22 protein-coding genes are annotated in these 22,073 nt (G+C 72.0%); 6 read left to right on the forward strand and 16 right to left on the reverse strand.

The features are described from left to right. The first annotated feature begins 4 nt into the window (after positions 1-4). Positions 5-223, forward strand: a complete 219-nt coding sequence (locus O7631_RS31520; RefSeq protein WP_030491749.1) for a DUF397 domain-containing protein — start codon at positions 5-7, stop codon at positions 221-223. Between the two features lie 90 nt (positions 224-313). On the opposite strand, the gene O7631_RS31525 is transcribed toward O7631_RS31520, so the two are convergent. Continuing rightward, positions 314-721: a hypothetical protein gene (locus tag O7631_RS31525; RefSeq protein WP_278147566.1), complete on the reverse strand. Its 408-nt coding sequence runs from the start codon at positions 719-721 to the stop codon at positions 314-316. 141 nt (positions 722-862) lie between these two features. Between O7631_RS31525 and O7631_RS31530 the strand changes: the two genes are divergently transcribed. Then, complete coding sequence (locus O7631_RS31530) at positions 863-2,110, forward strand: cytochrome P450 (RefSeq protein ID WP_278147567.1); 1,248 nt, start codon at positions 863-865, stop codon at positions 2,108-2,110. A 76-nt stretch (positions 2,111-2,186) separates the two neighbouring features. Further along, positions 2,187-3,224 (forward strand): glycosyltransferase family 2 protein, encoded by a 1,038-nt coding sequence (locus O7631_RS31535; protein ID WP_278147568.1) that lies wholly within the window; start codon positions 2,187-2,189, stop codon positions 3,222-3,224. Here the strand turns inward: O7631_RS31535 and O7631_RS31540 are convergent. From O7631_RS31540 to O7631_RS31550, 3 genes are read right to left on the reverse strand one after another with little or no spacing between them, the layout of a single operon-like run. After that, positions 3,214-3,864: a DUF3618 domain-containing protein gene (locus tag O7631_RS31540; RefSeq protein WP_278147569.1), complete on the reverse strand. Its 651-nt coding sequence runs from the start codon at positions 3,862-3,864 to the stop codon at positions 3,214-3,216. The two genes, O7631_RS31535 and O7631_RS31540, sit on opposite strands and share 11 nt — an antisense overlap. After that, a complete protein-coding gene (locus O7631_RS31545; RefSeq protein ID WP_278147570.1) occupies positions 3,861-4,328 on the reverse strand; it encodes a phage holin family protein in 468 nt (155 codons plus the stop codon). Before O7631_RS31545 ends, O7631_RS31540 begins: the two co-directional genes overlap by 4 nt. Positions 4,329-4,359: 31 nt before the next feature. After that, positions 4,360-5,229, reverse strand: a complete 870-nt coding sequence (locus tag O7631_RS31550) for a hypothetical protein (RefSeq protein ID WP_278147571.1) — start codon at positions 5,227-5,229, stop codon at positions 4,360-4,362. A gap of 231 nt (positions 5,230-5,460) precedes the next feature. Between O7631_RS31550 and O7631_RS31555 the strand changes: the two genes are divergently transcribed. Together O7631_RS31555 and O7631_RS31560 are read left to right on the forward strand one after the other, a co-directional pair. Beyond that, on the forward strand, positions 5,461-5,952 hold the full coding sequence (locus O7631_RS31555) for a DUF4383 domain-containing protein (RefSeq protein WP_278147572.1): 492 nt from the start codon (positions 5,461-5,463) through the stop codon (positions 5,950-5,952). A gap of 63 nt (positions 5,953-6,015) precedes the next feature. Continuing rightward, positions 6,016-6,675, forward strand: coding sequence for a DUF6766 family protein (locus tag O7631_RS31560; RefSeq protein ID WP_278147573.1), 660 nt, complete (start codon positions 6,016-6,018; stop codon positions 6,673-6,675). 15 nt (positions 6,676-6,690) lie between these two features. Here the strand turns inward: O7631_RS31560 and O7631_RS31565 are convergent, their stop codons facing one another. The 11 genes from O7631_RS31565 to O7631_RS31615 form a co-directional block, all read right to left on the reverse strand. After that, entirely contained in the window at positions 6,691-7,140 is a 450-nt protein-coding gene (locus O7631_RS31565; protein WP_278147574.1) for a GNAT family N-acetyltransferase, read from the reverse strand. Positions 7,141-7,210: 70 nt separating this feature from the next. Further along, a complete protein-coding gene (gene obgE, locus O7631_RS31570) occupies positions 7,211-8,671 on the reverse strand; it encodes a GTPase ObgE (RefSeq protein WP_269682744.1) in 1,461 nt (486 codons plus the stop codon). A 95-nt stretch (positions 8,672-8,766) separates the two neighbouring features. After that, positions 8,767-9,021 carry a 50S ribosomal protein L27 gene (gene rpmA, locus O7631_RS31575; RefSeq protein ID WP_007464062.1) on the reverse strand — a complete coding sequence of 85 codons (255 nt, stop codon included), beginning with the start codon at positions 9,019-9,021 and terminating at the stop codon, positions 8,767-8,769. A gap of 11 nt (positions 9,022-9,032) precedes the next feature. Next, positions 9,033-9,347 (reverse strand): 50S ribosomal protein L21, encoded by a 315-nt coding sequence (gene rplU, locus O7631_RS31580; protein ID WP_007464063.1) that lies wholly within the window; start codon positions 9,345-9,347, stop codon positions 9,033-9,035. A gap of 166 nt (positions 9,348-9,513) precedes the next feature. Then, positions 9,514-9,993: a hypothetical protein gene (locus O7631_RS31585; protein ID WP_278147575.1), complete on the reverse strand. Its 480-nt coding sequence runs from the start codon at positions 9,991-9,993 to the stop codon at positions 9,514-9,516. A gap of 117 nt (positions 9,994-10,110) precedes the next feature. Next, positions 10,111-13,191: an Rne/Rng family ribonuclease gene (locus O7631_RS31590; protein WP_278147576.1), complete on the reverse strand. Its 3,081-nt coding sequence runs from the start codon at positions 13,189-13,191 to the stop codon at positions 10,111-10,113. Between the two features lie 131 nt (positions 13,192-13,322). Further along, on the reverse strand, positions 13,323-14,135 hold the full coding sequence (locus O7631_RS31595) for a TIGR03936 family radical SAM-associated protein (RefSeq protein WP_278147577.1): 813 nt from the start codon (positions 14,133-14,135) through the stop codon (positions 13,323-13,325). 148 nt (positions 14,136-14,283) lie between these two features. Next, positions 14,284-15,651, reverse strand: a complete 1,368-nt coding sequence (gene mycP / locus O7631_RS31600; protein WP_278147578.1) for a type VII secretion-associated serine protease mycosin — start codon at positions 15,649-15,651, stop codon at positions 14,284-14,286. Between the two features lie 10 nt (positions 15,652-15,661). After that, positions 15,662-17,131 (reverse strand): hypothetical protein, encoded by a 1,470-nt coding sequence (locus O7631_RS31605; protein ID WP_278147579.1) that lies wholly within the window; start codon positions 17,129-17,131, stop codon positions 15,662-15,664. An 11-nt stretch (positions 17,132-17,142) separates the two neighbouring features. Beyond that, positions 17,143-17,583, reverse strand: a complete 441-nt coding sequence (locus tag O7631_RS31610) for a hypothetical protein (protein WP_145779373.1) — start codon at positions 17,581-17,583, stop codon at positions 17,143-17,145. A 246-nt stretch (positions 17,584-17,829) separates the two neighbouring features. Then, the gene (locus O7631_RS31615) at positions 17,830-19,824 is read right to left on the reverse strand and encodes a TIGR03960 family B12-binding radical SAM protein (RefSeq protein WP_278147580.1); all 1,995 of its coding nucleotides are present in this window, start codon (positions 19,822-19,824) and stop codon (positions 17,830-17,832) included. Positions 19,825-19,902: 78 nt separating this feature from the next. On the opposite strand from O7631_RS31615, the gene O7631_RS31620 reads away from it, so the two are divergent. Next, entirely contained in the window at positions 19,903-21,141 is a 1,239-nt protein-coding gene (locus O7631_RS31620) for a hypothetical protein (RefSeq protein ID WP_278147581.1), read from the forward strand. A gap of 216 nt (positions 21,142-21,357) precedes the next feature. On the opposite strand, the gene O7631_RS31625 is transcribed toward O7631_RS31620, so the two are convergent. Next, on the reverse strand, positions 21,358-22,047 hold the full coding sequence (locus O7631_RS31625) for a lysophospholipid acyltransferase family protein (RefSeq protein ID WP_278147582.1): 690 nt from the start codon (positions 22,045-22,047) through the stop codon (positions 21,358-21,360). Positions 22,048-22,073: the final 26 nt, after the last annotated feature.

Raw genomic sequence — 22,073 nt, forward strand, 5'->3', positions numbered from 1 at the left:
AACCATGGCGCAGCACCCCAAGGGCGACTTCGACCTCTCGCGGGCGGTCTGGCAGCGGGCCGAGGGGGACACCTCCGACAGCGCCGTGGAGGTCGCCTTCGTCGACGATCTGATCGGGATGCGCAACTCGGCCGAGCCGGAGGGACCGGTGCTGGTCTTCACCCAGGCCGAGTGGGACGCGTTCGTGGCCGGCGCCCAGGACGGCGAGTTCGACCTGGACTGAACGCCCCGGCCGGTGTGCCGTGCCGGTGCCCGCCGTCGGGGCGCCGGCACGGACCGCTCCCCCGCCGGCACGACCGGCCGGGGCCGGTGGTCAACCATCGGCCCGGCCGGGGCCGTCGCCGTCGCCCCAGCCGAGGCCGCCCGGCCCGGGGGCGTGGTGGAAACCAGGATGGTCGGCGACGTCGACGCAGCGCTCGCCGTCCGGGCCGACCGCACCGCAGAACAGCCGCTCGGCCCGCTGCCAGGCGTCCGCCGGTGACAGCGCCGCCGCACCGAGGGCGACCTCCGCGCGGAGCAGGCTCAGCGCCTCCGCGTACGCCACCGCCAGCTCGCGGGCCTCGGCCGCGTCGGGCGCGGTAAAGCCCAGGTGCACGGTGAAGAACCGGCGCGGCCGGGTGGGCCGCCGGGGCGGCCCGATCAGTGACCGCCCGTCACGGCTCCCGCCCAGCGCGCCGAGCGCCCGTCGCTGCCGCCAGTGCGGTGATGTGTTGTCGCGCATCCGCCCTCCCGTGGTTGCCCCACCAGCAGCAAACCAGGTTCCGCTGCCCCTGGGAGGGGCCAGCCGGTGTGCCGTCCGCACGGGGATTCAGCTGCGGCGACCGGGGTAGACAGCCGGCCGGACCCCGCGTGAGGAGACCCGATGGCGAGCATGCCGGCCGACCGCAGCCCGGACAGCACCCTCGCGCTGCTCCGTGCCGGCTACCGCTTCATCGGCGAACGCTGTGAGCGCTACGACAGCGACCTGTTCCGGACCCGGATCCTGCTCGCCCCGACCATCTGCCTCCGCGGCCGGCCGGCGACCGAGTTGTTCTACGACACCGAACGCTTCCAACGCGCCACCGCCATGCCACTGCGGGTGCAGCGGACCCTCACCGGTCGGGGTGGTGTGCAGGGACTCGACGGAACGGAACACGCCGACCGTAAGGCCATGTTCATGTCGATCATGACGCCGGCCGCCATCCGGCAGCTCGGCCAGCTCTTCGACGACGAGTGGCGGGCCCGGATCCCCGCCTGGGAGGCCGCCGGGCCGGTGTCGCTCTACGACGAACTGGGCCGACTGCTCACCCGGGTGGTGTACGCCTGGGTCGGGGCGCCACTGCCCGCCTCGCAGGTCGCGGACCGCGCCGTCGAGCTGCACGCCATGATCGAGGCACCGGCGCTGGCCGGGCCCCGGCACTGGCGGGGACGGCTCGCCCGTCGGCGCGCCGAACGCCGACTCGCCGCCCTGGTCGAACGGACCCGGACCGGTCTCGCTCCGGCGCCGGCCGGCAGCGCCCTGGCAGTGATCGCCGAACACCGGGACGGGCGGGGCAACCTGCTCCCCCGCCGGATCGCGGCGGTGGAGCTCCTGAACCTGCTGCGCCCGGTGGTCGCCGTCGACCAGTACATGACCTTCGCCGCACTCGCCCTGCACGACCATCCCGGCTGGTCGGACCGGGTCCGCGACGACGACGGGGCCACCGAGCAGTTCGTCCAGGAGGTACGCCGCTACTACCCGTTCTTCCCCATGGCGGCGGCCCGGGTCCGACGCTCCTTCGAATGGCAGGGCCACCACTTCCCCGCCGGCCGTCGGGTGCTGCTCGACCTGTACGGCACCAACCACCACCCGGCGCTCTGGCCGGAACCGGAGTTGTTCCGTCCGGAACGGTTCGCCGGACGACGCGTGGACCCGTTCGCGCTGATCCCGCAGGGCGGCGGCGACCACTGGGCCGGACACCGGTGCGCCGGTGAGTGGATCACCATCGACCTGATGAAACGGGCGGTCGCCAACCTGACCACCACCATGCGCTACGACGTACCGGTCCAGGACCTGACCCTGGACCTGCGCCGGATACCGGCGCTGCCGCCCCTCGGCCTGACCATCACCAACATCCGCCGCACCGACTGATCGGACGACGCCCGTGCGCGATCAACCACGGCGTGCAGAGGTACGGCGAGGGCCGGCTCCGCCGGTCCGCCTGCCGATGACGTACGTGCTGCCGCTGCGCTGGCACTCCGACAGCGGCCTGGCCGAGTTGACCGACTACCTGCGCTGGCTGGCCGACCGCGTCGACGTGCTCGTGGTCGACGGCTCGGCACCGGACCTCTTCGCCCGGCACGCCGACGCCTGGGCGGGGCTGGTCCGACACCTCCCACCCGACAGCACAGGCTCCGGGCTCAACGGGAAGGTGCTCGGCGTCCGCACCGGCGTCCGCGCGGCGGAGCACGAACACGTGGTGATCGCCGACGACGACGTCCGGTACGACGAGGCCGGGCTGACCGCCGTACAACTCCTGCTCGACGAGGTCGACCTGGTCCGCCCGCAGAACTACTTCGACCCGCTGCCCTGGCACGCCTGGTGGGACACCGGCCGGACGCTGCTCAACCGGGCCTTCGGCGCGGACTACCCGGGGACCCTCGCCGTGCGGCGCAGCGCGTTCCTCGCCGTCGGCGGGTACGACCCGGACGTGCTCTTCGAGAACCTGGAACTGATCCGCACGATGCGCGCGTACGACCGCACCGAGGCGACGCCGGCCTGGCTGTACGTACGCCGGTTGCCTCCGGACGCGGCGCACTTCCGACGCCAACGGGTCCGTCAGGCGTACGACGACCTGGCCCAGCCGGCGCGTCTGCTGGCCGCGCTCGCGGTCCTGCCGGCACTGGCCGCGGCGGTCGCGGCCCGGCGACCCGCGCTGGTGCTCGGCGCGGCGGCCGGCACCGTCGCTCTCGCCGAGGTGGGTCGCCGCCGCGCGGGCGGCACCGCGGTCTTCCCTCCGACGACGGCGCTGGCGGCGCCGGTCTGGCTGCTGGAACGCGGGATGTGCGGTTGGCTCGCCGTCGCCCAACGGTTACTGCTCGGCGGCGTCCGGTACGGCGACGGCCGGATCCGCCGGGCCGCCCACCGGACCCGTGCCCTGCGCGCCCACCAGGGGCGGCGTCCGAGCCCCGGACAGCACGACAGCTCGCGGTCACCGGAGTGGCCGCGAGCTGTCGCAACGGTGATCGGCCGCTTCAGGGGCTGACCTGGTGCCGGGCCTGCTGGGCCTGGTCCTTGACGTCGTGCGCGGCGGACGTCGTGTCGTCCTTGACCGCGTGCACCGCGTCCTGAGCGGTGGACTTCACCGACTCGGCGGCCTGCTGGGCCGGCTCGCGCAGCTCTTCCTTCAGCTCGCTCGCCACCGCGCTCAGCTTCTCCGTCACCGCGCCGCTGTGCTCGCTGACCCGCTCCTTGAGCTGGGTCGCGGCCTGCTGCTCACGGCGGGAGGCCGGGATCAGCGACGAGGCCAGCCAGCCGACACCGAACGCGATCAGACCGGCGGCGAGAGGGTTGCCCTGGGACTTCTGCCGGATCACCCGCGGCGCGCTGTGGGCGGCGTCGCTGACCGTGGCAGCCGCCGACTGCGCGGCGTCACTGACGCTGGAGGCCGCCGACGAGGCACGGTCACCCACGGAGTGGGCGGCGTGGCCGGTGCCGTGGCCGAGGTCAGACGCGGTTCCCATGACCTTGTCCCTCACATTCTGCAGAGCGGAACGGGCCCGCTGCTTGCGGTCGTCGACGATGCGGCTCGGGCTGACCTTGTACGCCAACGCGTCCACATCGGAGCTGAGGCTGTTACGGGTGGCTTCGATCTCCCGGCGGATCTGATCGGGATCGGTGCTCATCGGGTGACTCCCTCCGGGTGCGGCTTGAGCGCGTCGGGGATCCGCTGCACGCTGTCGTTGGTCTTCTTGAGCCCGCGTACGTGCTGGGCGTTCTTCTTGGCCATGGAGTAGAGGACGGCGGCGGCCGCGGCCCAGATCACGGCCACGATCAGCGCGGCCAGACCGGAGTCCATGACGTTGTCCAGGAACTGCCACACGGCGATGGACACGAAGAGCGCCACCATGTAGCCGCCGAAGCCGGCCCCGCCGAAGAGCCCGGCGGCCTTGCCGGCCTTCTTGCCCTCCTGGCGGATCTCCGCCTTGGCCAGTTCGACCTCCTGACGCATCAGCGTCGACAGGTCGGTGGTGACCTGACGCATCAGGTCACCCAACGAGCTGTTGCGCACCTCGTCGGCGGTGTGCGGGGCACCCGCGTCGGGGTGGTAGCCGGAGCCCGGTCCGGGCCCCTGCGTCGGCATGGTCATGCCGTCGCCTCCCTTTGGATGAGTCGGTGGCTCACGGACGAGGGCTGCCGGTGGACGGCACGCCCGGCAGCGGGTCGGTCTGGGTCACCGGAGGCAGCGGCTGCCCGGTGCCGGAGTGCTGCGGGTAACCGCCCCGGGTGGGCTCGGCGTAGCTGCCCGGAGTCGGGTCGGTGTAGCCGCCCGGAGTCGGGTCGGCATAGCCACCGGACGTCGGGGTGGTGTAGCCGCCCGGAGTCGGGTCGGCATAGCCACCGGACGTCGGGGCGGTGTAGCCGCCCTGCGGGACAGCGTCCGGCGTGGTGCGCGGCGCCGGGGGCGGCGTCGGGATCACGGCGGTCTGCTCCGGGTCGTACGCCCCGGCACCCCGGTAGGTCGAGGATCCGTTGCCGGAGTCGTCGCCGGCGGCGGAGATGCTGCGGGTCAGTCGGCCGGCGAGCACACCGAGGACCGCCGCGCCGACCAGGAAGGTGCCCGGGTTGCGCCGTGCGTAGTCGCGGACCTCGGTGATCAGGTCACCGGGCTCGCGCTCCTCCAGCCAGCCGGCCACACCGTGCACCCGGTCCGCGGCCTGGCGGGCCAGCTCGGTCACCGGGCCGGCCTGGCCACCCTGCTCGGCCATCGAGCGCATCTCGTCGGCCAGTGAACGCAGCCCACCGGCGGCCTTGCGCTGCTGCTCACCGGTCTGGCTGGCGAGTTGGGTGCGGGCCTCGCCGTACAGGTTGCGGGCCTGCCGGGCCGCCTCACGGCCGACCTCGGTGCCCTGCTCCTTGGCGGTCTGCGCGACAGCGCCGCCGGCGTGCGCGGCCTCGGAACCAACCTGGCGCGCCTGTTCGCGGACGCCACCGCCGTTGGCCGACTCCTGCCCGTACGTGGAAGACGTAGGTGAAACTTCGTAAGACATGATTTCCCTTCCGCTCGGAAAGTCGTAGCGGTTGCACTGGGGGGATGCGATCGTGTCGCCACGACCGCTGACCATTCACCTACCCTGCGTTTCGGCTTCCATACCTCTTCCTGCATTCCTCTGCGCGGCCGGCCGGATCGACTTCAAAATGGAGGATCGTCGGGCTGCGTCACCGCGCCGCTGCGGACAGCGAGGTTCGCGAGGGCTGGCAGATCCACGGAGGGGGCAGCGATGGCACGAGACGCGCGAGGTGGCCGAGCGGCCGCCCCCCGGCCCCGGGTCCAGGTGGCCGCGTTGGCCGTCGCCGGTGTCTTCCTGCTGATCGGCGTCCTCGGCTTCATCCCCGGCATCACCACCGACTACGGCGACCTGAGGTTCGGCGGACACCACTCGGACGCCAAGCTGCTCGGGCTGTTCCAGGTGTCGATCCTGCACAACGCGGTGCACCTGATCTTCGGGCTGGCCGGCCTGGCGTTGGCCCGCAGCGTCGCCGGCGCCCGCGTCTTCCTGGCCGCCGGCGGTGCGATCTACCTGGCACTCTGGCTCTACGGGCTGGTGATCGAGGCCATCAACCCGGAGGGCGGGGCGAACATCCTGCCGGTCAACGACGCCGACAACTGGCTGCACCTGGCGCTCGGCTTCGGGATGCTCGCGCTCGGGCTGCTGCTGTCGAACCAGGCCGGCACCGGCGGCCGCCTCGACAGCCCCGCCGACCGCCACTGACCTGGCGCTACGGGTTTCGCGGTCACGCCGACAGGGGTAATCGGCCAGCGAAGGAGGTACGACATGCCTCGCTGGCTCCGCGACAACGCGCTGGCCGTCGCCATGATCGGCGCGTTCCTGGTCTTCCTCGTGCTGCAGAGCGTCTTCGGGTGGCAGACCCACAACGAGGAGTTGACCGAGTTCGGGGCCGCGCCGCTGAGCTGGCCGGCGTACCTGACCAGCGGGCACTTCGTCGAAGCCGTCTTCGAGAACTGGGAGTCCGAGTTCCTCCAGATGGGCGGGTACGTGCTGCTCACCGCGTACCTGGTGCAGCGGGGCTCGGCCGAGTCGAAGCCGGTGGACCAGACCGACCGGCCGGAGGACGACGAGCGCCGGGCCACCCCGCGGTCACCGTGGCCGGTACGCGTCGGTGGCCTGCCGCTGGTGGTCTACCGCAACAGCCTCTCCCTCGCCCTGCTGCTGATCTTCGCCGGCTCGTTCGTCGGTCACCTGCTCGGCGGCACCGCCGCGTACAACCAGGAGCAGGCGCTACAGAGCGGGGCGCCGCCGATCGGGGTGTGGGAGTTCCTGGGCACCAGCGACTTCTGGTTCCAGTCCATGCAGAACTGGCAGAGCGAGTTCCTCGCCGTCGGCGCGCTCATCCTGCTGAGCATCGTGCTGCGCCAACACGGCTCGCCGGAGTCGAAGCCGGTGACCGTCGAGCACGCCAGCACCGGCGCCTGAGCGGAGACGCGGCGGTCAGGCCGCGACCGGCAGCCGCTTGGCGAAACAGACGCTGTACGGGTTGTCCACGTACTCGCCGTACACCGGGATCGGGTCGTAGCCGCACGAGGTGTACAACCCGATGGCGGCCGGCAGGTAGGTGCCGGTCTCCAGGCAGACCACCGAATGCCCCTGCCGGAACGCGCACTCCTCCAGCGCGGCCAGCAACTGGCGGGCGATGCCCCGCCCCCGGTACGCGGGCCGGACGTACATCCGCTTGACCTCGCCGGTCTCGGCGTCGAGCGCCTGGAGCCCTCCGCAGGCGACCGCCCGACCGTTGACCACCACCGCCAGGTAGCGGACGTCGTCGTGCGGCATGAAGACCTGCCCGTCCAACCCGCCGTCGGCCTCGCGCAGCTCACGCTGCTGCGCGACGACGAGGGCGGCGATCTCCGGATCGGTGGCAGGCCGGGCTTCGATCAGCATCACCCCACGCTAGGACCGGTGGATTTCGCGGAGGTTTCCGGAAATCAACCCGATCACGGAGCGCAACGGACTACTCGGCGTCGTCCTCGTCGATGTCGTCGGACGCGTCCGCGCCCACCTCGTCCTCGGACCGCACCCGGCGGGCCTTCCGAGCGGCGAGCCGCTCCGCCGCGGAGGCCCGGTTCGACTTCTCCTCCAGGCGGACGTCGGTGCCCCGGTTACCGGGTACGAACTCCACGCCGGCGAAGAGCGTCGGCTGCCAGTCGAACTCGCGCTGACCGATCCGGACCAGGTCACCGGGCTGCGCGCCGGCCTTGGCCAGCTTGTCCTCCACCCCGAGCCGGGCCAGCCGGTCGGCCAGGTAGCCGACCGCCTCGTCGTTGTCGAAGTTGGTCTGCTTGACCCAGCGCTCCGGCCGGACGCCGTGCACGGTGAACGAGCCGTCCGCCTCGGCGGTGATGGTGAACCCGGCGTCGTCCACCGCCATCGGGCGGATCACGACCCGGGTCGGCTCGGCGGGCGGCGCGGCCTTGCGCTCCGCCTCGACCAGCTCGGCCATCGCGTAGGTCAGCTCCTTGAGCCCTTCCCGGGTGGCCGCGGAGACCTCGAACACCCGGTAACCGCGCTCCTCCAGATCCGGGCGCACGATCTCGGCGAGGTCCCGGCCGTCCGGCACGTCGACCTTGTTCACGGCCACCAGTCGGGGGCGCTCGGTCAGCCCGCCGTACTGGGTCAGCTCGGCCTCGATGGCGTCGATGTCGGCGACCGGGTCGCGTCCGGGTTCCAGGGTCGCCGAGTCGATGACGTGCACCAGCACCGCGCAGCGCTCGATGTGCCGGAGGAACTCCAGACCCAGCCCCTTGCCGGTGGCCGCGCCGGGGATCAGACCCGGCACGTCGGCGACGGTGAAGGTGTGGTTGTCCAGTCGGACCACGCCGAGGTTCGGCACGAGGGTGGTGAACGGGTAGTCGGCGATCTTCGGCTTGGCCGCGGAGATCACCGAGATCAGCGACGACTTGCCGGCCGACGGGAAGCCCACCAGACCGACGTCGGCGACGCTCTTCAGCTCCAGCACGATGTCGAGCTGGTCGCCGGGCTCGCCCAACTCGGCGAAGCCCGGAGCCTTGCGCTTGGCGTTGGCCAGCGAGGCGTTGCCCCGCCCGCCGCGCCCGCCGCGCGCGATCTCGAAGGTGGTGCCGGCACCGACCATGTCGGCGAGCACTGTGCCGTCCGTGCTCTGCACGACAGTGCCGTTGGGCACCTTCAGCACCAGGTTGTGGCCGTTGGCCCCGTCCCGGTTCGAGCCGGCGCCGCCCTTGCCGTTGTCGGCCTTGACGTGCGGGTGGAAGTGGAAGTCGAGCAGCGTGGTCACCTGCGGGTCCACCACCAGCGAGACGCTGCCGCCGTGCCCGCCGTTGCCGCCGTCCGGCCCACCGAAGGGCTTGAACTTCTCGCGGTGGATCGAGACACAACCGTGCCCACCATCGCCGGCCTGCAGATGCAAGACGACCCGGTCAACGAACGTTGCCACGGTGTCAATCCTTCCAGCGAGGTCCGACCCCGCACTTCGAAAAAGGCTAAGCGGGCCGGGACCCGTAGGTCCGCGGCCCGCTTGAGCGAAGAGAACTACTGCTGCGGAACGATGCTGACGGTCTTGCGACCACGCTTCGTGCCGAACAGGACCGCACCGGCGGACAGCGCGAACAGCGTGTCGTCGCCGCCACGGCCGACCAGGTCACCGGGGTGGAACTTGGTGCCACGCTGCCGGATGATGATCTCACCGGCGCTGACGACCTGACCACCGAAGCGCTTCACGCCGAGTCGCTGGGCCGCGGAGTCACGACCGTTACGCGAGCTGGACGCACCCTTTTTGTGAGCCATTGGAGGACGACCTACTTCCCGCTGGAGATGCCGGTCACCTTGACCTGGGTCAACGGCTGACGGTGACCCTGGCGCTTGTGGTAGCCAGTCTTGTTCTTGAACTTGTGGATCCGAATCTTCGGGCCCTTGGTGTGCGCGGCGATTTCGCCGGACACCGCGACCTCGGCAAGCTTTGCCGCGTCGGTCACCAGGTCGTCACCGTCGACGAGGAGCACCGCGGTGAGCTTCACCGCGTCACCGGGAGCACCGGTGAGCTTCTCGACCTCGATCACGTCGCCCTCGGCGACCTTGTACTGCTTGCCGCCGGTCTTGACGATCGCGTACATCGGAGGCGGACTCCCTGTCGTTGAGGCTGCTGGCGGTCGTTCCCGCGGCGGCTCGCCGGGTAGCAGTGCACGGCAGCGCGGGCACACGGGAACTCGGCACACCAAAAGTGCGCCGCAGGCAAGAGTACGCCATTGCCGGCCCGGACCCCAAACCGGCCCGCCCTGGTCAGCGTGCGCAGAGCTGGTCGAGACGCTGCTGGAGCCGGTCCAGCTCGGTCTCGTCGATCGACTCCACGTCGGCGCGGAGCGCGGCCACCTCAGTGCCGAGGTCGGTCAGCATGGTCTTGAGCTGCGGATCGGTGGCCCGCTCCGCCTGCTCCCGTAGCTCGGTCCGCCAGCCGTCCAGAGCCGCCTCGGCCCGCCCCCGGGCAACCTCGGCCGCGGTGCTGTCGCCGGCGCCCACGGCCGCGACCATCCGGCCCAGCTCCGCCACGTACGTCCGGACGGCGGTGGTGCTGGCCCGCTGGGCGGCGGCGCAGACCTGTTCGGCGTCGCCCGCCGCCGCGCTACTGGCCGGCCCGGACGCCGGGCTCTGGGTGGCCACCCTCGTCACATCCGGCCCGACGTTCCCAGACCGGTCGGTGGAGCATCCGACCGCGCCAGAGAGCACGGTGACCACCGCGGTGACGGCGAGCAGACGACGCATCTTCTTCTCCTGACGCGGGTCGACCGGTCCCAGGCCGGGGTGGCCGGAACGGCGAGGTCCCTCCCCCGTCACTTTGCCGGGGAAGGGACCTCGTCAAACACTGTGCCGGTCAGGCGGTCAGGGGCGCGTCCGGCGACGGGTGCCACCCCGGCGTGAACGACGTCGGCCGCCGCCACCCTCGTTGGTCTCCTCGTCGCCGTCACCGTCGGCGAGCGCGTCCGGGTCGTCCGCCGCGGCCAGCCGGGCCGACTCACCCTGCTGGCTGTCGGAGACCGCCGGAGCGGCAGCGGTGTCCGACTCGTACCGGGACAGGTCGTACCCCATGGTGTCCTGGTAGTCGGCGTCCGCTTCGGCGCTGGTGTCGGTGTCGACGACCTCGACGACGGTCCGCTCGGCCGGGGCGTTCTTGCGCGCCCGACGGCGGGACGAGGTCGTGCCCTGCTCGGCGGCCGGAGCGGCGGGCGCCGACGAGGCGACAGCCTTGACCTTCTCCCCCGCCCCGGCGGCGCGCGGCTTCTCCGGCACCGGCTCGGTGTGGATGATCACTCCCCGACCCTTGCAGCACTCGCAGGTCTCGCTGAACGCCTCCAGCAGGCCCGCGCCGATCCGCTTACGGGTCATCTGCACCAGGCCGAGCGAGGTGATCTCGGTGACCTGGTGCTTGGTGCGGTCCCGGCCGAGGCACTCGGTGAGTCGGCGCAACACCAGCTCCCGGTTCGACTCCAACACCATGTCGATGAAGTCGATCACCACGATGCCGCCGATGTCGCGGAGCCGGAGCTGACGGACGATCTCCTCCGCCGCCTCCAGGTTGTTACGGGTGACGGTCTCCTCCAGGTTGCCCCCGGAGCCGGTGTACTTACCGGTGTTGACGTCGACGACAGTCATCGCCTCGGTGCGGTCGATCACCAACGAGCCACCGGAGGGCAGGAAGACCTTACGGTCCAGACCCTTGATGATCTGCTCGTCGATCCGGTACTCGGCGAAGACGTCGCTCGTGCCGACGTGCCGACGCACCCGGTCCACCAGGTCCGGAGAGACGTGCGACAGGTACGACTCGACCATCTCGTACGACTGCTCGCCCTCGATGACCAGCTCGCGGAAGTCCTCGTTGAACAGGTCGCGGACCACCCGGATGACCAGGTCGGGCTCACCGTAGAGCAGCACCGGAGCGCCACCCTCGGCGGCCTTGGCCTGGATGTCCTCCCACTGCGCCTGCAAACGCTTGACGTCACGGGCCAGCTCGTCCTCGGTGGCGCCCTCGGCGGCCGTACGGACGATCACGCCCGCGCCGTCCGGAACCAGCTTCTTGAGCACGTCCCGCAGCCGCTTGCGCTCGTTGTCCGGCAGCTTGCGGCTGATCCCCGACGCGTTGCCGTTGGGCACGTAGACCAGGTGCCGGCCGGAGAGCGCGATGTGGCTCGTCAACCGGGCACCCTTGTGCCCGATCGGGTCCTTGGTGACCTGGACCAGCACCGAGTCGCCGGAGCGCAGCGCCTGCTCGATCGAGCGGGCCCGCCCTTCCAGGCCGGACGTGTCCCAGTTGACCTCGCCGGCGTACAGCACCGCGTTGCGGCCCCGGCCGACGTCGACGAACGCCGCCTCCATGCTCGGCAGCACGTTCTGCACCTTGCCCAGGTACACGTTGCCGGCCATCGTGCCGGAGGAGTTACGGGTGACGTAGTGCTCGACCAGGACGCCGTCCTCCAGGACCGCGATCTGGGTGCGGTCACCGCGCTGGCGGACCGCCATCACCCGGTCGACGGCTTCCCGGCGCGCCAGGAACTCCGACTCGCTCAGGATCGGCGGCCGGGTACGCCGCTGCTCCCGGCCGTCCCGGCGGCGCTGACGCTTGGCCTCCAGGCGGGTCGAGCCGGAGACGCCCTGCACCTCGTCGACAGTGCGGCGCGGCTCGCGGATCTTCACCACGGTCGGGACACCGTCGTCGGCGGCGCCCTCCGTGTCGCCCGCGCCGCGACGACGACGCCGCCGGCGGCGACGGGTCAGGCCGTCGCCACCCTCGGCCTCCTCGTCCTCGTCGCCCTCGGACTCGGCCTCGGCGGTCTCTTCCTCGTCGGCCTGCGCCGCCTCCTCGGACTCCTCGTCCTCGGCGTCGTCGGCCCCGCCCTTGCCCCGACCACGGCCACGGCGACCACGCCGGCGGCGACGGCGCGCGGCGGCGCTGTCCTCGTCGTCCTCATCCGCCTCGGTGGCCTCCTCGGCCTCCTCGACCGGCGCCTCCTCGGCCTCGACCGCCTCGATCGGCTCAACCGGCTCGGCGTCCCGGCGACCGCGCCGGCGGCGCCGGGACGGCTCGGCGGCCTCCTCGACGGCCGGCTCCTCGGCGACCGGAGCGGGCTCCACCGGCCGGGTCACCGGCACGGCGTCGGGCTGGGGCGCCATGAACAGCACGGTGGGCGCGGAGAGGGCAGCCCTCCGACGACGGGTACGCGGCTGCTCCGGCTCTACCTCGGCCGGCTCGTTCGGCTCGTCGCCGACACCGGGAACTGCCACACCCGGCGGAACCTCGCCCGAGCGGTCCTGAGCACCGCTGGTCCAGGCCGCCTCGGCGGCGGTCGCACTGGGAAGGGTGTCCGTGTCGTCCAGCTCGGCCTCGGCCTCGCGCAGGTCGGACTCGGCGGGCTCCTCGGCGACGACCGGCTCCTCGGTCGCCGGCGGCTCCTCGACGGCGGCCGGCTCCTCGACGGCGGCCGGCTGCTCGGTCGCGGGCGGCTCCTCGACGGCGGCCGGTGTGGCCTTCTTACGCCGCGTCCGGGTCACCTTGACCGGCGGAACCACCTCGGCCGACGCCGTCTCCGCCGAGGCGGCGACCAGCGGCTCGTCGGCGGTGGTCTCGACGGGAGTGGCCTTGCGGCGGCGTCGGGGGGTCTTCGGGGCGACGTCCAGGTCACCGGAGACCGGAGCGAACACCTCCGCCTGCGGTGACTCGACACTGCCGGCCCCACCGGTGGTCGCCTCGACCGGCGCGTCGGTCTGCTCCGGCTGGTTGAGCGGGGCGGCCCGGCGGCGGGCCGCCCGTGTGCGCCGCACCGGGGCGGCGGGCTCGACGCTCTCCGCGCCGGCGGCGTCCTGCGGCCCCACCGGAGCCGAACCGACTGCCGTGGTGCTGTCATCGGCGGTCTCGCCGGCCGGCTGTGAACCGGTCCGTTCGCCGCCCTCGGGCTCGTTCTCGAGCATGGACGTTCTCCAGTTCTGGCTACCCCGGGCGCGGGTGAGCGCTGCCACGCAGGGTCGCCGCAAAAGTGTTTCCGCCGGGCGCGCGAGGTGCGCGACCGCCGAAGTCTGCCTGCCAGAGCACCGACCGTCGGTCAGTGCCCAACGATGGCTGCCCCGTCGCGGTCCGCATCCAACGGATCCACGATCGCACCCTGCGCGGTCAACGTGCCCTGAGCCAGCCGGGTCACCCTCGGCGAAACCGGCGGCTCCAGGTCGGCCACCACGCGGAGGCCGGAAAGGACGTCATCGGGCCGTACGGACGGGGTGACCTGCCGCACGACCAGTTCGAGTATCGCACACGGGACGTCCGGTGCCCCGGAAGGCGTCGGCGTCGGCGCCGAGGCATCGATCGATATCACGGCCGCGCGGGCGTCGAACGTCCGTCGGCCCTGCTTGGTCATCCGCTCCACCAACACCTCGTCGGCGGCGACGAAGGCATCCACGGCGGCGCGCAGCACCGCCGGTTCCACCTCGGGCATCTCGATGTGCCAGAGGGACGCCTCGATCCGGTCCGGGAGATTGCCACCCTCGGCGATCACGGCGTCCAGGACGTCCAGCCCCGGCGAGAGGGCGGCGTCCAGCGCGGCCCGCAGCGCCTCCGGGTCGACCGGCGCCTGGAGGCCGATCTCCAGGTACTCCGCCTCGCTCGCCACCCCGGTGGGCGCGGCGCTGGCGTAGGAGATCTTCGGGTGCGGGGTGAAACCCTGGGAGAAGGCGATCGGCACGGCGGCCCGGCGGAGCGCGCGTTCGAACGCCCGGGCGAAGTCCCGGTGCGACGTGAACCGCAGCGGCCCGCGCTTGGCGTAGCGGATGCGGACGCGCTGGACGACCGGCGCCTGGCCGCCCTCGGGTTGAGGCTTTCTGGCGATCGTGTGCTCCTCGGGGGTACCTGCGTGTCCACCCATCCTGGCGCAGGCGTCGTGACGGTACGCGACCGGGGCGGTCGGTTGGCGTCGACGGACTGGGGCAGACCGGTCGCCAGGGACGTTACCGCCCCCACGAAGGCCGATGGCCGGCCAGCGACGCGGAGGTCACCAGCCGGCCGTCACGTGGTTACCGCCGTGGCGGCGGCGGGGGCGGCGGACCGCCCGGCGGGCCGTAGTTCGAGGGCGGGGCATACCCCGGCGGGGGCGCGTACCCGGAGGGCGGAGGGGCGTAACCGGGCGGAGGAGCGTAACCGGTCTCCGGTGACGGGTACGCGCCCGGAGCCGCCTGGTCGAGCAGGTGGTCCGGGATGTCGGCCGCCCGTGCGGCGTCCCGACGGTAGCGACGGCGGTTCCAGATCAGGAACACCGCCAGCCCCAGCAGCAACACCAGCACCACGGCGATCCCGATACCCACCACCATGACCTGCTGGTCGGTGGGGCCACCGCGGTCGCCGTGCTGGGTGACGTCGAACTCCTCGTCCGCGCCGCCGGTGCGAGCCGGACCCGGGTCGGTAGCCGCGGCCGGGGCGAGCAGCGGGTTGGCGGTGACCGGCGGCACGTCCGCGGTCAGCGCCTTCACCGGGTCGATCACCCCGAAGCCGTACTGCGGGTCCCGCCCGGCCGGGCCGGCGTCCCGCGCCGTCCGGATGATCCGGTTTATCACGCTCGGAGCATTCAGGTCCGGGTACTTCGCCCGGATCAGCGCGGCGAGACCGGAGACGATCGCGCTGGAGTCGGAGGTGCCGTCGCCCCAGCCGTACCCGCCCTCGTTGGCGACGTTGTAGATGCCGTCGCCTGGAGCGGCGACCACCGCCTCCGGCCCCTTGACGGAGCCGGACCAGAACGAGCCGCCCCGGGTCGTACCGGTCACCGCGATCACACCGGGGTTATTGGCCGGGCTGATGACGGTGGTGTCGCCCTTGGCCGTGTTGCCGGCGGAGGCGACCAGGACGACGTCGCGATCCAGCGCGTACTGGATCGCGCTCTTCTCCTCCGCGCTGGCGGCGCCGGCGCGGCCGATCGACATGTTGATCACCTTGGCGCCGCCGTCGACGGCCATCCGGATGCCGAGAGCGATCGCCGCGTCGGTGTTCGACCCGCCGTCCTTGCTCAGTTTGATGGGCAGGATCTTCGCCCCGGGGGCAATGCCGTCCACACCGTCCTGGCTGGCCTTCGCGGCGATGATGCCGGCCATGTGCGTGCCGTGGCCGTTCTCGTCGGATCGGGCGTCGCCGGAAGCGCCGTAGCTGCGACCACCGGCCAGCACCCGACCACGCAGGTCCGGGTGGCTGGCCTCGACGCCGGTGTCGAGCACGGCCACGACCACACCCTGCCCGGTCGAGATGTCGTGCGCCCGGTCGATGCGGAGCTCGTCCAGATACCACTGCTCGGCCCGCCGCGGGGCGGCGGCCGCCGGCTGGGCGGCCCCCACCACCAGGAACCCGGCCAGCAGGCTGGCGATCACCGGTCGGAGGCTTCCGACGTTCACAGTCATCAGTCCGTCCTCAACGAAGGACACCCGGGGACGCCCCGTCACCGGGACCCCACGGATCGTCGTCCTCAGTCAACCACGACGAGTGCTCGGAACCGCCACCGCCGCCGTGCCCGGCCCCGCCCGCGCCGCCCATCATGCCGCCGCCCATCATCCCGGCACCGCCGATGCCGCCGGCGCCACGCGCGCCGCCCGGCATCCCGGCGCCGCTCGCGCCGGCAGCGGTGCGGAGTGCGTTCGCCGCACTGGTCATCGGTGGCACCTTGCCGTTGCCGCCACCCACCATGCCGGGGATGCCGCCGACGCCGATCCCGCCCGCGCCCAGCCCGCCACCGGCGCCGATTCCACCGGCCGAGCCCACGCCGGGCCCGCCTCCGAAACCACCGCCGGCGCCACCGAGACCGGCGCTACCGACCCCGGTGCCACCGAGGCCGCCACCGAGGCCGCCGATGCTGCTCGGGCTTGCACCGGCCAGGCCGCTGCTGTAGCCGTCGTCGCCATCCGGATAGCCGGAGCCGGTCGACGGGGGCGTGAACTGACCGGTGCCGGGGACCGGACCGTCGCCGATCCCGCCGGGCTTGGTCGGCGAGAACGGGTCGACGCCGGACGTCGGACCCCCCACCTCGCCGATGCCCGGTGGCCGGCTGCCGATCGACGGGCCGCCACCACCGATGTCGGGCTTACCGCCGAACTCGCCTCCACCGATGTCGGGCCGCCCGGTCGGCGGAATCCGGGTGTCGCGACGGAGGTCGTCGCCCCTCGTGTCGTTGTCGGGTGCGACAACGGTGAGCTTCGGACGCTCTGCGTACACGGCTGCGGGCAGCGGCGACATGGCCGCGTGGGCCGCCTGCTGGTTGTCCCGGTACCAGTTGTCCAGGTGGGACTTGGTGTCCCACCACCCGCCGCGCTTCTGGTCGCCGGCCTGGCCGTCGATCTTCATCGTCGCTTCGAGGTCGTCGGCCTTGTCGCGGAACGCGCCGTCGGCGTACGACGCCGGGTTGTTCTGGTAGTCCTGGCGCAGGGCGGCGAGGAACCCCGACGAGCTCTCACCGTCGCGGGCGTCGTCGAGCTCGGTGCCGTTGGGCAGGCTCCACTCGTTGATGCCGAAATCGTCCATCAGCGGGATCGGGATGGTGGTGACCGACTTGCGGATGTCGCCCTCGATCCGGATCAGGGCACCACTGACGTTGGTCGCGTCGGTGATCAGATCCTCGATCTGCTTACCGATCGTGCTCAGATGCTCGCGGTAAGCGTCACCACCGCTGCCCTTCCAACCGGCGAGCATCCCGGGCAGACCGCCGACGTGCGGGCGTTCCTGACCCGTGGCGACCGGCCCGACGAACGATCGGCCGACCAGCGCGTCGCGCAGGTGTTGCAGGCCGGTGGAGAGGTTGTTCCACCCCGCTCCGACCGAACCGACGGTTTCCGGGTCCGCGGACAGCGTCACCTCACGGACGCACCGCTCCCAGGTTCCTCCAGCCATGACCGTCCCCCTCAGGCCGTGTACGGGTAGGTGGGCGTGCCGCCGGCGGTGGGCGGCGGCGCGGCGGACTCCAGCAGTCGCTCGATCTCCTTGCCGTTGGCGGCGTTACGCGCCTCGGTGTCGCGGAAGGCCTTGGCGATCTCCTCGGTGCCCTGCTTCAGCGCGGCGAGCTTCTGCGCGAGCGTCGTGAGGTGCGCCTCCATGTTGCCGGTGGAGGTGGTCAGTGCCGCCCACTGCATGCGGGCGTCCTCGTACGCGCCGAACGGGGTGCCGTTCGGAACGGTCTGGGCGTTGTTGCTGTCGCCCTTCATCCGTTCCTTGATGCGCTCCATCTCGTACTTGAGGGTGTCCTCGACGTACTGCTTCAGCCGTTCGACGTACTCAGCTGCGGCGTCCAGGTCCTCGACGCTGACGTGCAGATCGCCGGTGCTCGGCGGCGGGATGCTCCCCATGCGATTCCTCCCCCGTTCCCGACCCGCCGGGTCGGTCCATGTCGGACGCAGCGTATCGAAGTCTGACCACGTCGGGGCAGCCCCCGTTCGCCGTCGGCGCACACCGACAGATGTCGATGCGACGGAACCGCGACGTGAGGTGGAACCCGACCAACGCCAACGGGCCCGCGAGACGCGGACCCGTCGGGTGACATCGGAAGTGGAGAGTAGTGGGCAACGCCACCGGGCGCAGCCCCGATGGCGAGGTCAGGCGGAGTGGTCGCTGGCCGGCACCTTCATGCCGTTGCCGCCCAGCGGGGTGAGCGGCAGCAGCTTCCTACCGGTGGGGCCGATCTGGATCTCGGTGTCCATCGACGGGCAGACGCCACAGTCGAAGCAGGGCGTCCACCGGCAGTCGTCCTGCTCGAACCCGCTGACCGAGTCCTGCCAGTCCTGCCAGAGCCAGTCCTTGTCCAGCCCCGAGTCGAGGTGGTCCCAGGGCAGGACCTCCAGTTCCTCGCGCTGCCGGGTGGTGTACCAGTCGAGGTCCACCCCGAACGCGGGCAGCGTCTCGGCTGCCGCGTCCACCCAACGCTGGTAGGAGAAGTGCTCGCTCCACCCGTCGAACCGGCCGCCGTTCTCCCACACCTTGCGGATGACCGAGCCGACCCGTCGGTCGCCCCGGGACAGCAGCCCTTCGATCAGCGACGGCTCGCCGTCGTGGTAGCGGTAGCCGATGGCGCGGCCCAACGAGCGGTCCGAGTTGATCGCCTGCTTGAGGATCTTGAGCCGGTGGTCGATGACCTCGGGACGCTCCATGGCGGCCCACTGGAACGGGGTGTGCGGCTTCGGCACGAAACCGCCGATCGAGACCGTGCAGCGGATGTCCTTGGAACCGGTGGCGGCCCGACCGGCCCTGATCACCTCGTGCGCCATCTCCGCGATCTCGAGGACGTCCTCGTCGGTCTCGGTGGGCAGGCCGCACATGAAGTAGAGCTTCACCTGCCGCCAGCCGTTGCTGTAGGCGGTGACGACGGTGCGGATCAGGTCTTCCTTCGACACCATCTTGTTGATGACCTTGCGGATCCGCTCGGACCCGCCCTCCGGGGCGAAGGTCAGACCGGTACGCCGCCCGTTGCGGGACAGCTCCTGCGCGAGGTCGATGTTGAAGGCGTCCACCCGGGTCGAGGGCAGCGACAACGAGACGTTGGTGCCCTCGTACTGCTGGGCGAGGCCCGAGCACATGTCGCCGATCTCCGAGTGGTCCGCCGAGGAGAGTGACAGCAGGCCCACCTCGGAGAAGCCGGAGAACTCCAAGCCCTCGCGGACCATCTGCCCGACCGTGGTGATCGACCGCTCCCGCACCGGACGGGTGATCATGCCCGCTTGGCAGAACCGGCAGCCCCGGGTGCAGCCCCGGAAGATCTCCACCGCGTACCGCTCGTGCACCGTCTCGGCCAGCGGCACGAGGGGCTTCTTCGGGTACGGCCAGGCGTCCAGGTCCATCGTCGTGCGCTTGTGCACCCGGAACGGCACGTCCGCCCGGTTCGGCACGACCCGCTGGATCCGCCCGTCCGGCAGGTAGTCGACGTCGTAGAAGCGCGGCACGTAGACGCTCTCGGTGCGGGCGAGCCGCAGCAACAGCTCGTCACGCCCACCCGGGGAGCCCTCGGCCTTCCACTCCCGGACGATCGCGGTGATCTCCAGAACCGCTTCCTCGCCGTCACCGAGGACGGCGGCGTCGATGAAGTCGGCGATCGGCTCCGGGTTGAACGCCGCGTGCCCACCGGCCACGATCACCGGGTCGGCGTCGGTGCGGTCGGCGGCCAGCAGCGGAATGCCGGCCAGGTCGATCGCGGTGAGCATGTTGGTGTAGCCCAGCTCGGTCGAGAAGGAGAGGCCGAACACGTCGAAGTTCCGTACCGACCGGTGCGCGTCGACGGTGAACTGGGGCACCCCGTGCGTACGCATCAGGTTCTCCAGGTCCGGCCAGACCGCGTACGTCCGCTCGGCGAGGGTGTCGGGCAGTTCGTTGAGCACCTCGTAGAGGATCTGCACGCCCTGGTTGGGCAGGCCCACCTCGTACGCGTCGGGATACATCAACGCCCAGCGCACGGCTGCCGCATCCCAGTCCTTGGTGACCGCGCCCAACTCGCCCCCGACGTACTGGATGGGCTTGGAGACCTGGGGCAGCAGCGGCTCGAGCTGGGGCCAGACCGAATTGGTCGCGGCCGCGCGCGGCGTCAAGGACGGGGCACTCATGATGCCCAAGGGTACGCGCCCGTCCGGCGGTGGCGACGCGGTACTAACCTCGGACCGGCGCGAGAGGAGATTGCCGCGATGCCCGAGCCTCAGCCGGGAGCACGGCCGGCCGACGGGAGCACCCCGGGCACACCGCCGGACCGCGATCCGGTGGCCGCTGACAAGCCGACCTCCCCACCCGTACCGTCGGACCAGCCTGAACCCTCGACGCAGCCCGCGGCTGCCGACCAACCGGAGCCGTCGGACCAGCCGGAGGCCACCGCCACCGAGGACGTCCCCGCGCCCCGGTGGAGCGGCTCGGCCGCGGTGCCGCCCCCGTTGCCGCGCCGACCCGCCTGGGGTGAGTCGGCCGAGCCGACGCCGCCGCAAGCCGTGCCCGTCGGGCTGCCGGAGCACCAGACCCCGGTCGACCCGTGGGCCGGGGTGGACACCGGCGGCTGGGACCTACCCTCCGCCGAGTTACCTCCGCTGCCCCCGACGACGCCCTACCCGGTGCCGCCCGCGACTCGGCAGTGGTCCGGTCCGCCCGCTCCCCCGGTCGGGTCGCACCCGGTGCCGCCGCCGGTCGCCCCGTTGCCGCCGCCGGTCGCCCCGGTGTCGCCGCCGGCTGCCCGGCCCACGATGCCGAGCCGGCCGATGTCGCCGCCTCCGCCGCCGCCCGCACCGGCCAGACCTCCGAAGCAGCGCCGCGGCGGCCGGCCCAGCACCCCACCGGCGGCGCCCCCGCCGGGACGGCAGACCCCCAAGGGGTACGCGCCGACCCGCCGGCGCCGCCGCTGGCCGTGGCTGCTGCTGCTCACCCTGGCCTGCTGCTGTGGTTGCCCCGCCTACTACGGCTTCCCGATCTCGGCCCAGTACCCGGCCCGCGCCGCGCTGCCGGAGCAGATCGAGGACCTCACCCTGCGTCAGGACAGCCGGAGCGCGGAGACCGCGAAGCAACTGGAGAACGAGGTACGCAACGAGCACCTGCTGGCGGAGGACACGTTCGCCGGCGTCTACTCCACGACGAACGGCAAGCGGGTGACCCTCTTCGGCGGCACCGGGTTCCGGCTGACCCCGGAGGCGGACGCGGAGGCCGAGATCAGCCGACTCGCCGACCGGTATGCGCTGGCGACGGCCGAGACCGTCGACACCGGTGTCCGGGGCCGGCACGAGCGTTGCGCCGTCGGCCGGGCCGACGGCAGCGACGTGGTGGTCTGCACCTCGGTCGACCACGGCAGCATCGCCACCGGGGTGTTCACCCGGCTGTCCGTCACGGACAGCGCCACCCTGCTGAACACTCTGCGTATCCAGATCGTCCAACCCGAGCGAGGCTGAGCCACACCACGGGCGGTCGACCAGGGCCGCCGGGGTTCCGGCGGTGATGTCCGTGACGCCGCGTGACGCCGCGCCGGAACGACAGACCTCATCGAGCGATATACCTCTGAGTCATATTTATGACTCAGAGGTATATCGCCTTCTGGACCGGGTGTGGGCCGAACGCTGGCGGCCGAGCACGAACGGCCGACCGCAGGTGGTCGGGCCGCCGACGGGTCAGGCGTCGCGGGTCGGGTCCGGGTGGGCGCGGGGCGGGGCGTAGCGGGGTACGTACTCCTGGCCGGTGAGCTTCTGGATCTCGCTCATCATCTCGTCGGTCATCTGCCGCAGCGAGGTGCGGTCGTCCGGCCGGCCCGTGAAGTCCAACGGCTTGCCGAACCGGACGGTGATCTTGGCAGCGCCGGGGCGGGGCACCCGGGCGCCGATCGGCTGCGCCTTGTCCGTGCCGATCATGCCGACCGGGATGATCGGCACACCGGCGGCGATCGCCAGCCGCGCCGCGCCGGTGCGTCCCCGATAGAGCTTGCCGTCCGGCGAACGGGTGCCCTCCGGGTAGACCACCACCAGGTCACCGCCCTTGAGCGCCGGGATCGCCGCGTCGAACGCGGACAGCGCGGCACGGCCGCCGGCCCGCTCGACGGGAATGGCGCCGAGGCCGGTGAGGACGAACTTGGAGATCGCGCCCTTCACTCCGGTGCCGTTGAAATACTCCGACTTGGCCCAGAACGCCAGGTGTCGGGGCACGACCGTGCCGAGGAACAACTCGTCGGCCACCGAGAGGTGGTTGCCGGCGAAGATCGCGCCGCCGGTCTCCGGCACGTGTTCCAGACCCTCCACGGTCGGGCGGAACGCCACCCGCAGCGTGGGGCCCACGGTCAGCTTGCCGATGGTGTAGAGCAGCGGCACTGGTCCTCCGGCAGATGAAATGCGAG

Source organism: Micromonospora sp. WMMD967 (genome assembly GCF_029626165.1).
GTDB lineage: Bacteria > Actinomycetota > Actinomycetes > Mycobacteriales > Micromonosporaceae > Micromonospora > Micromonospora taraxaci.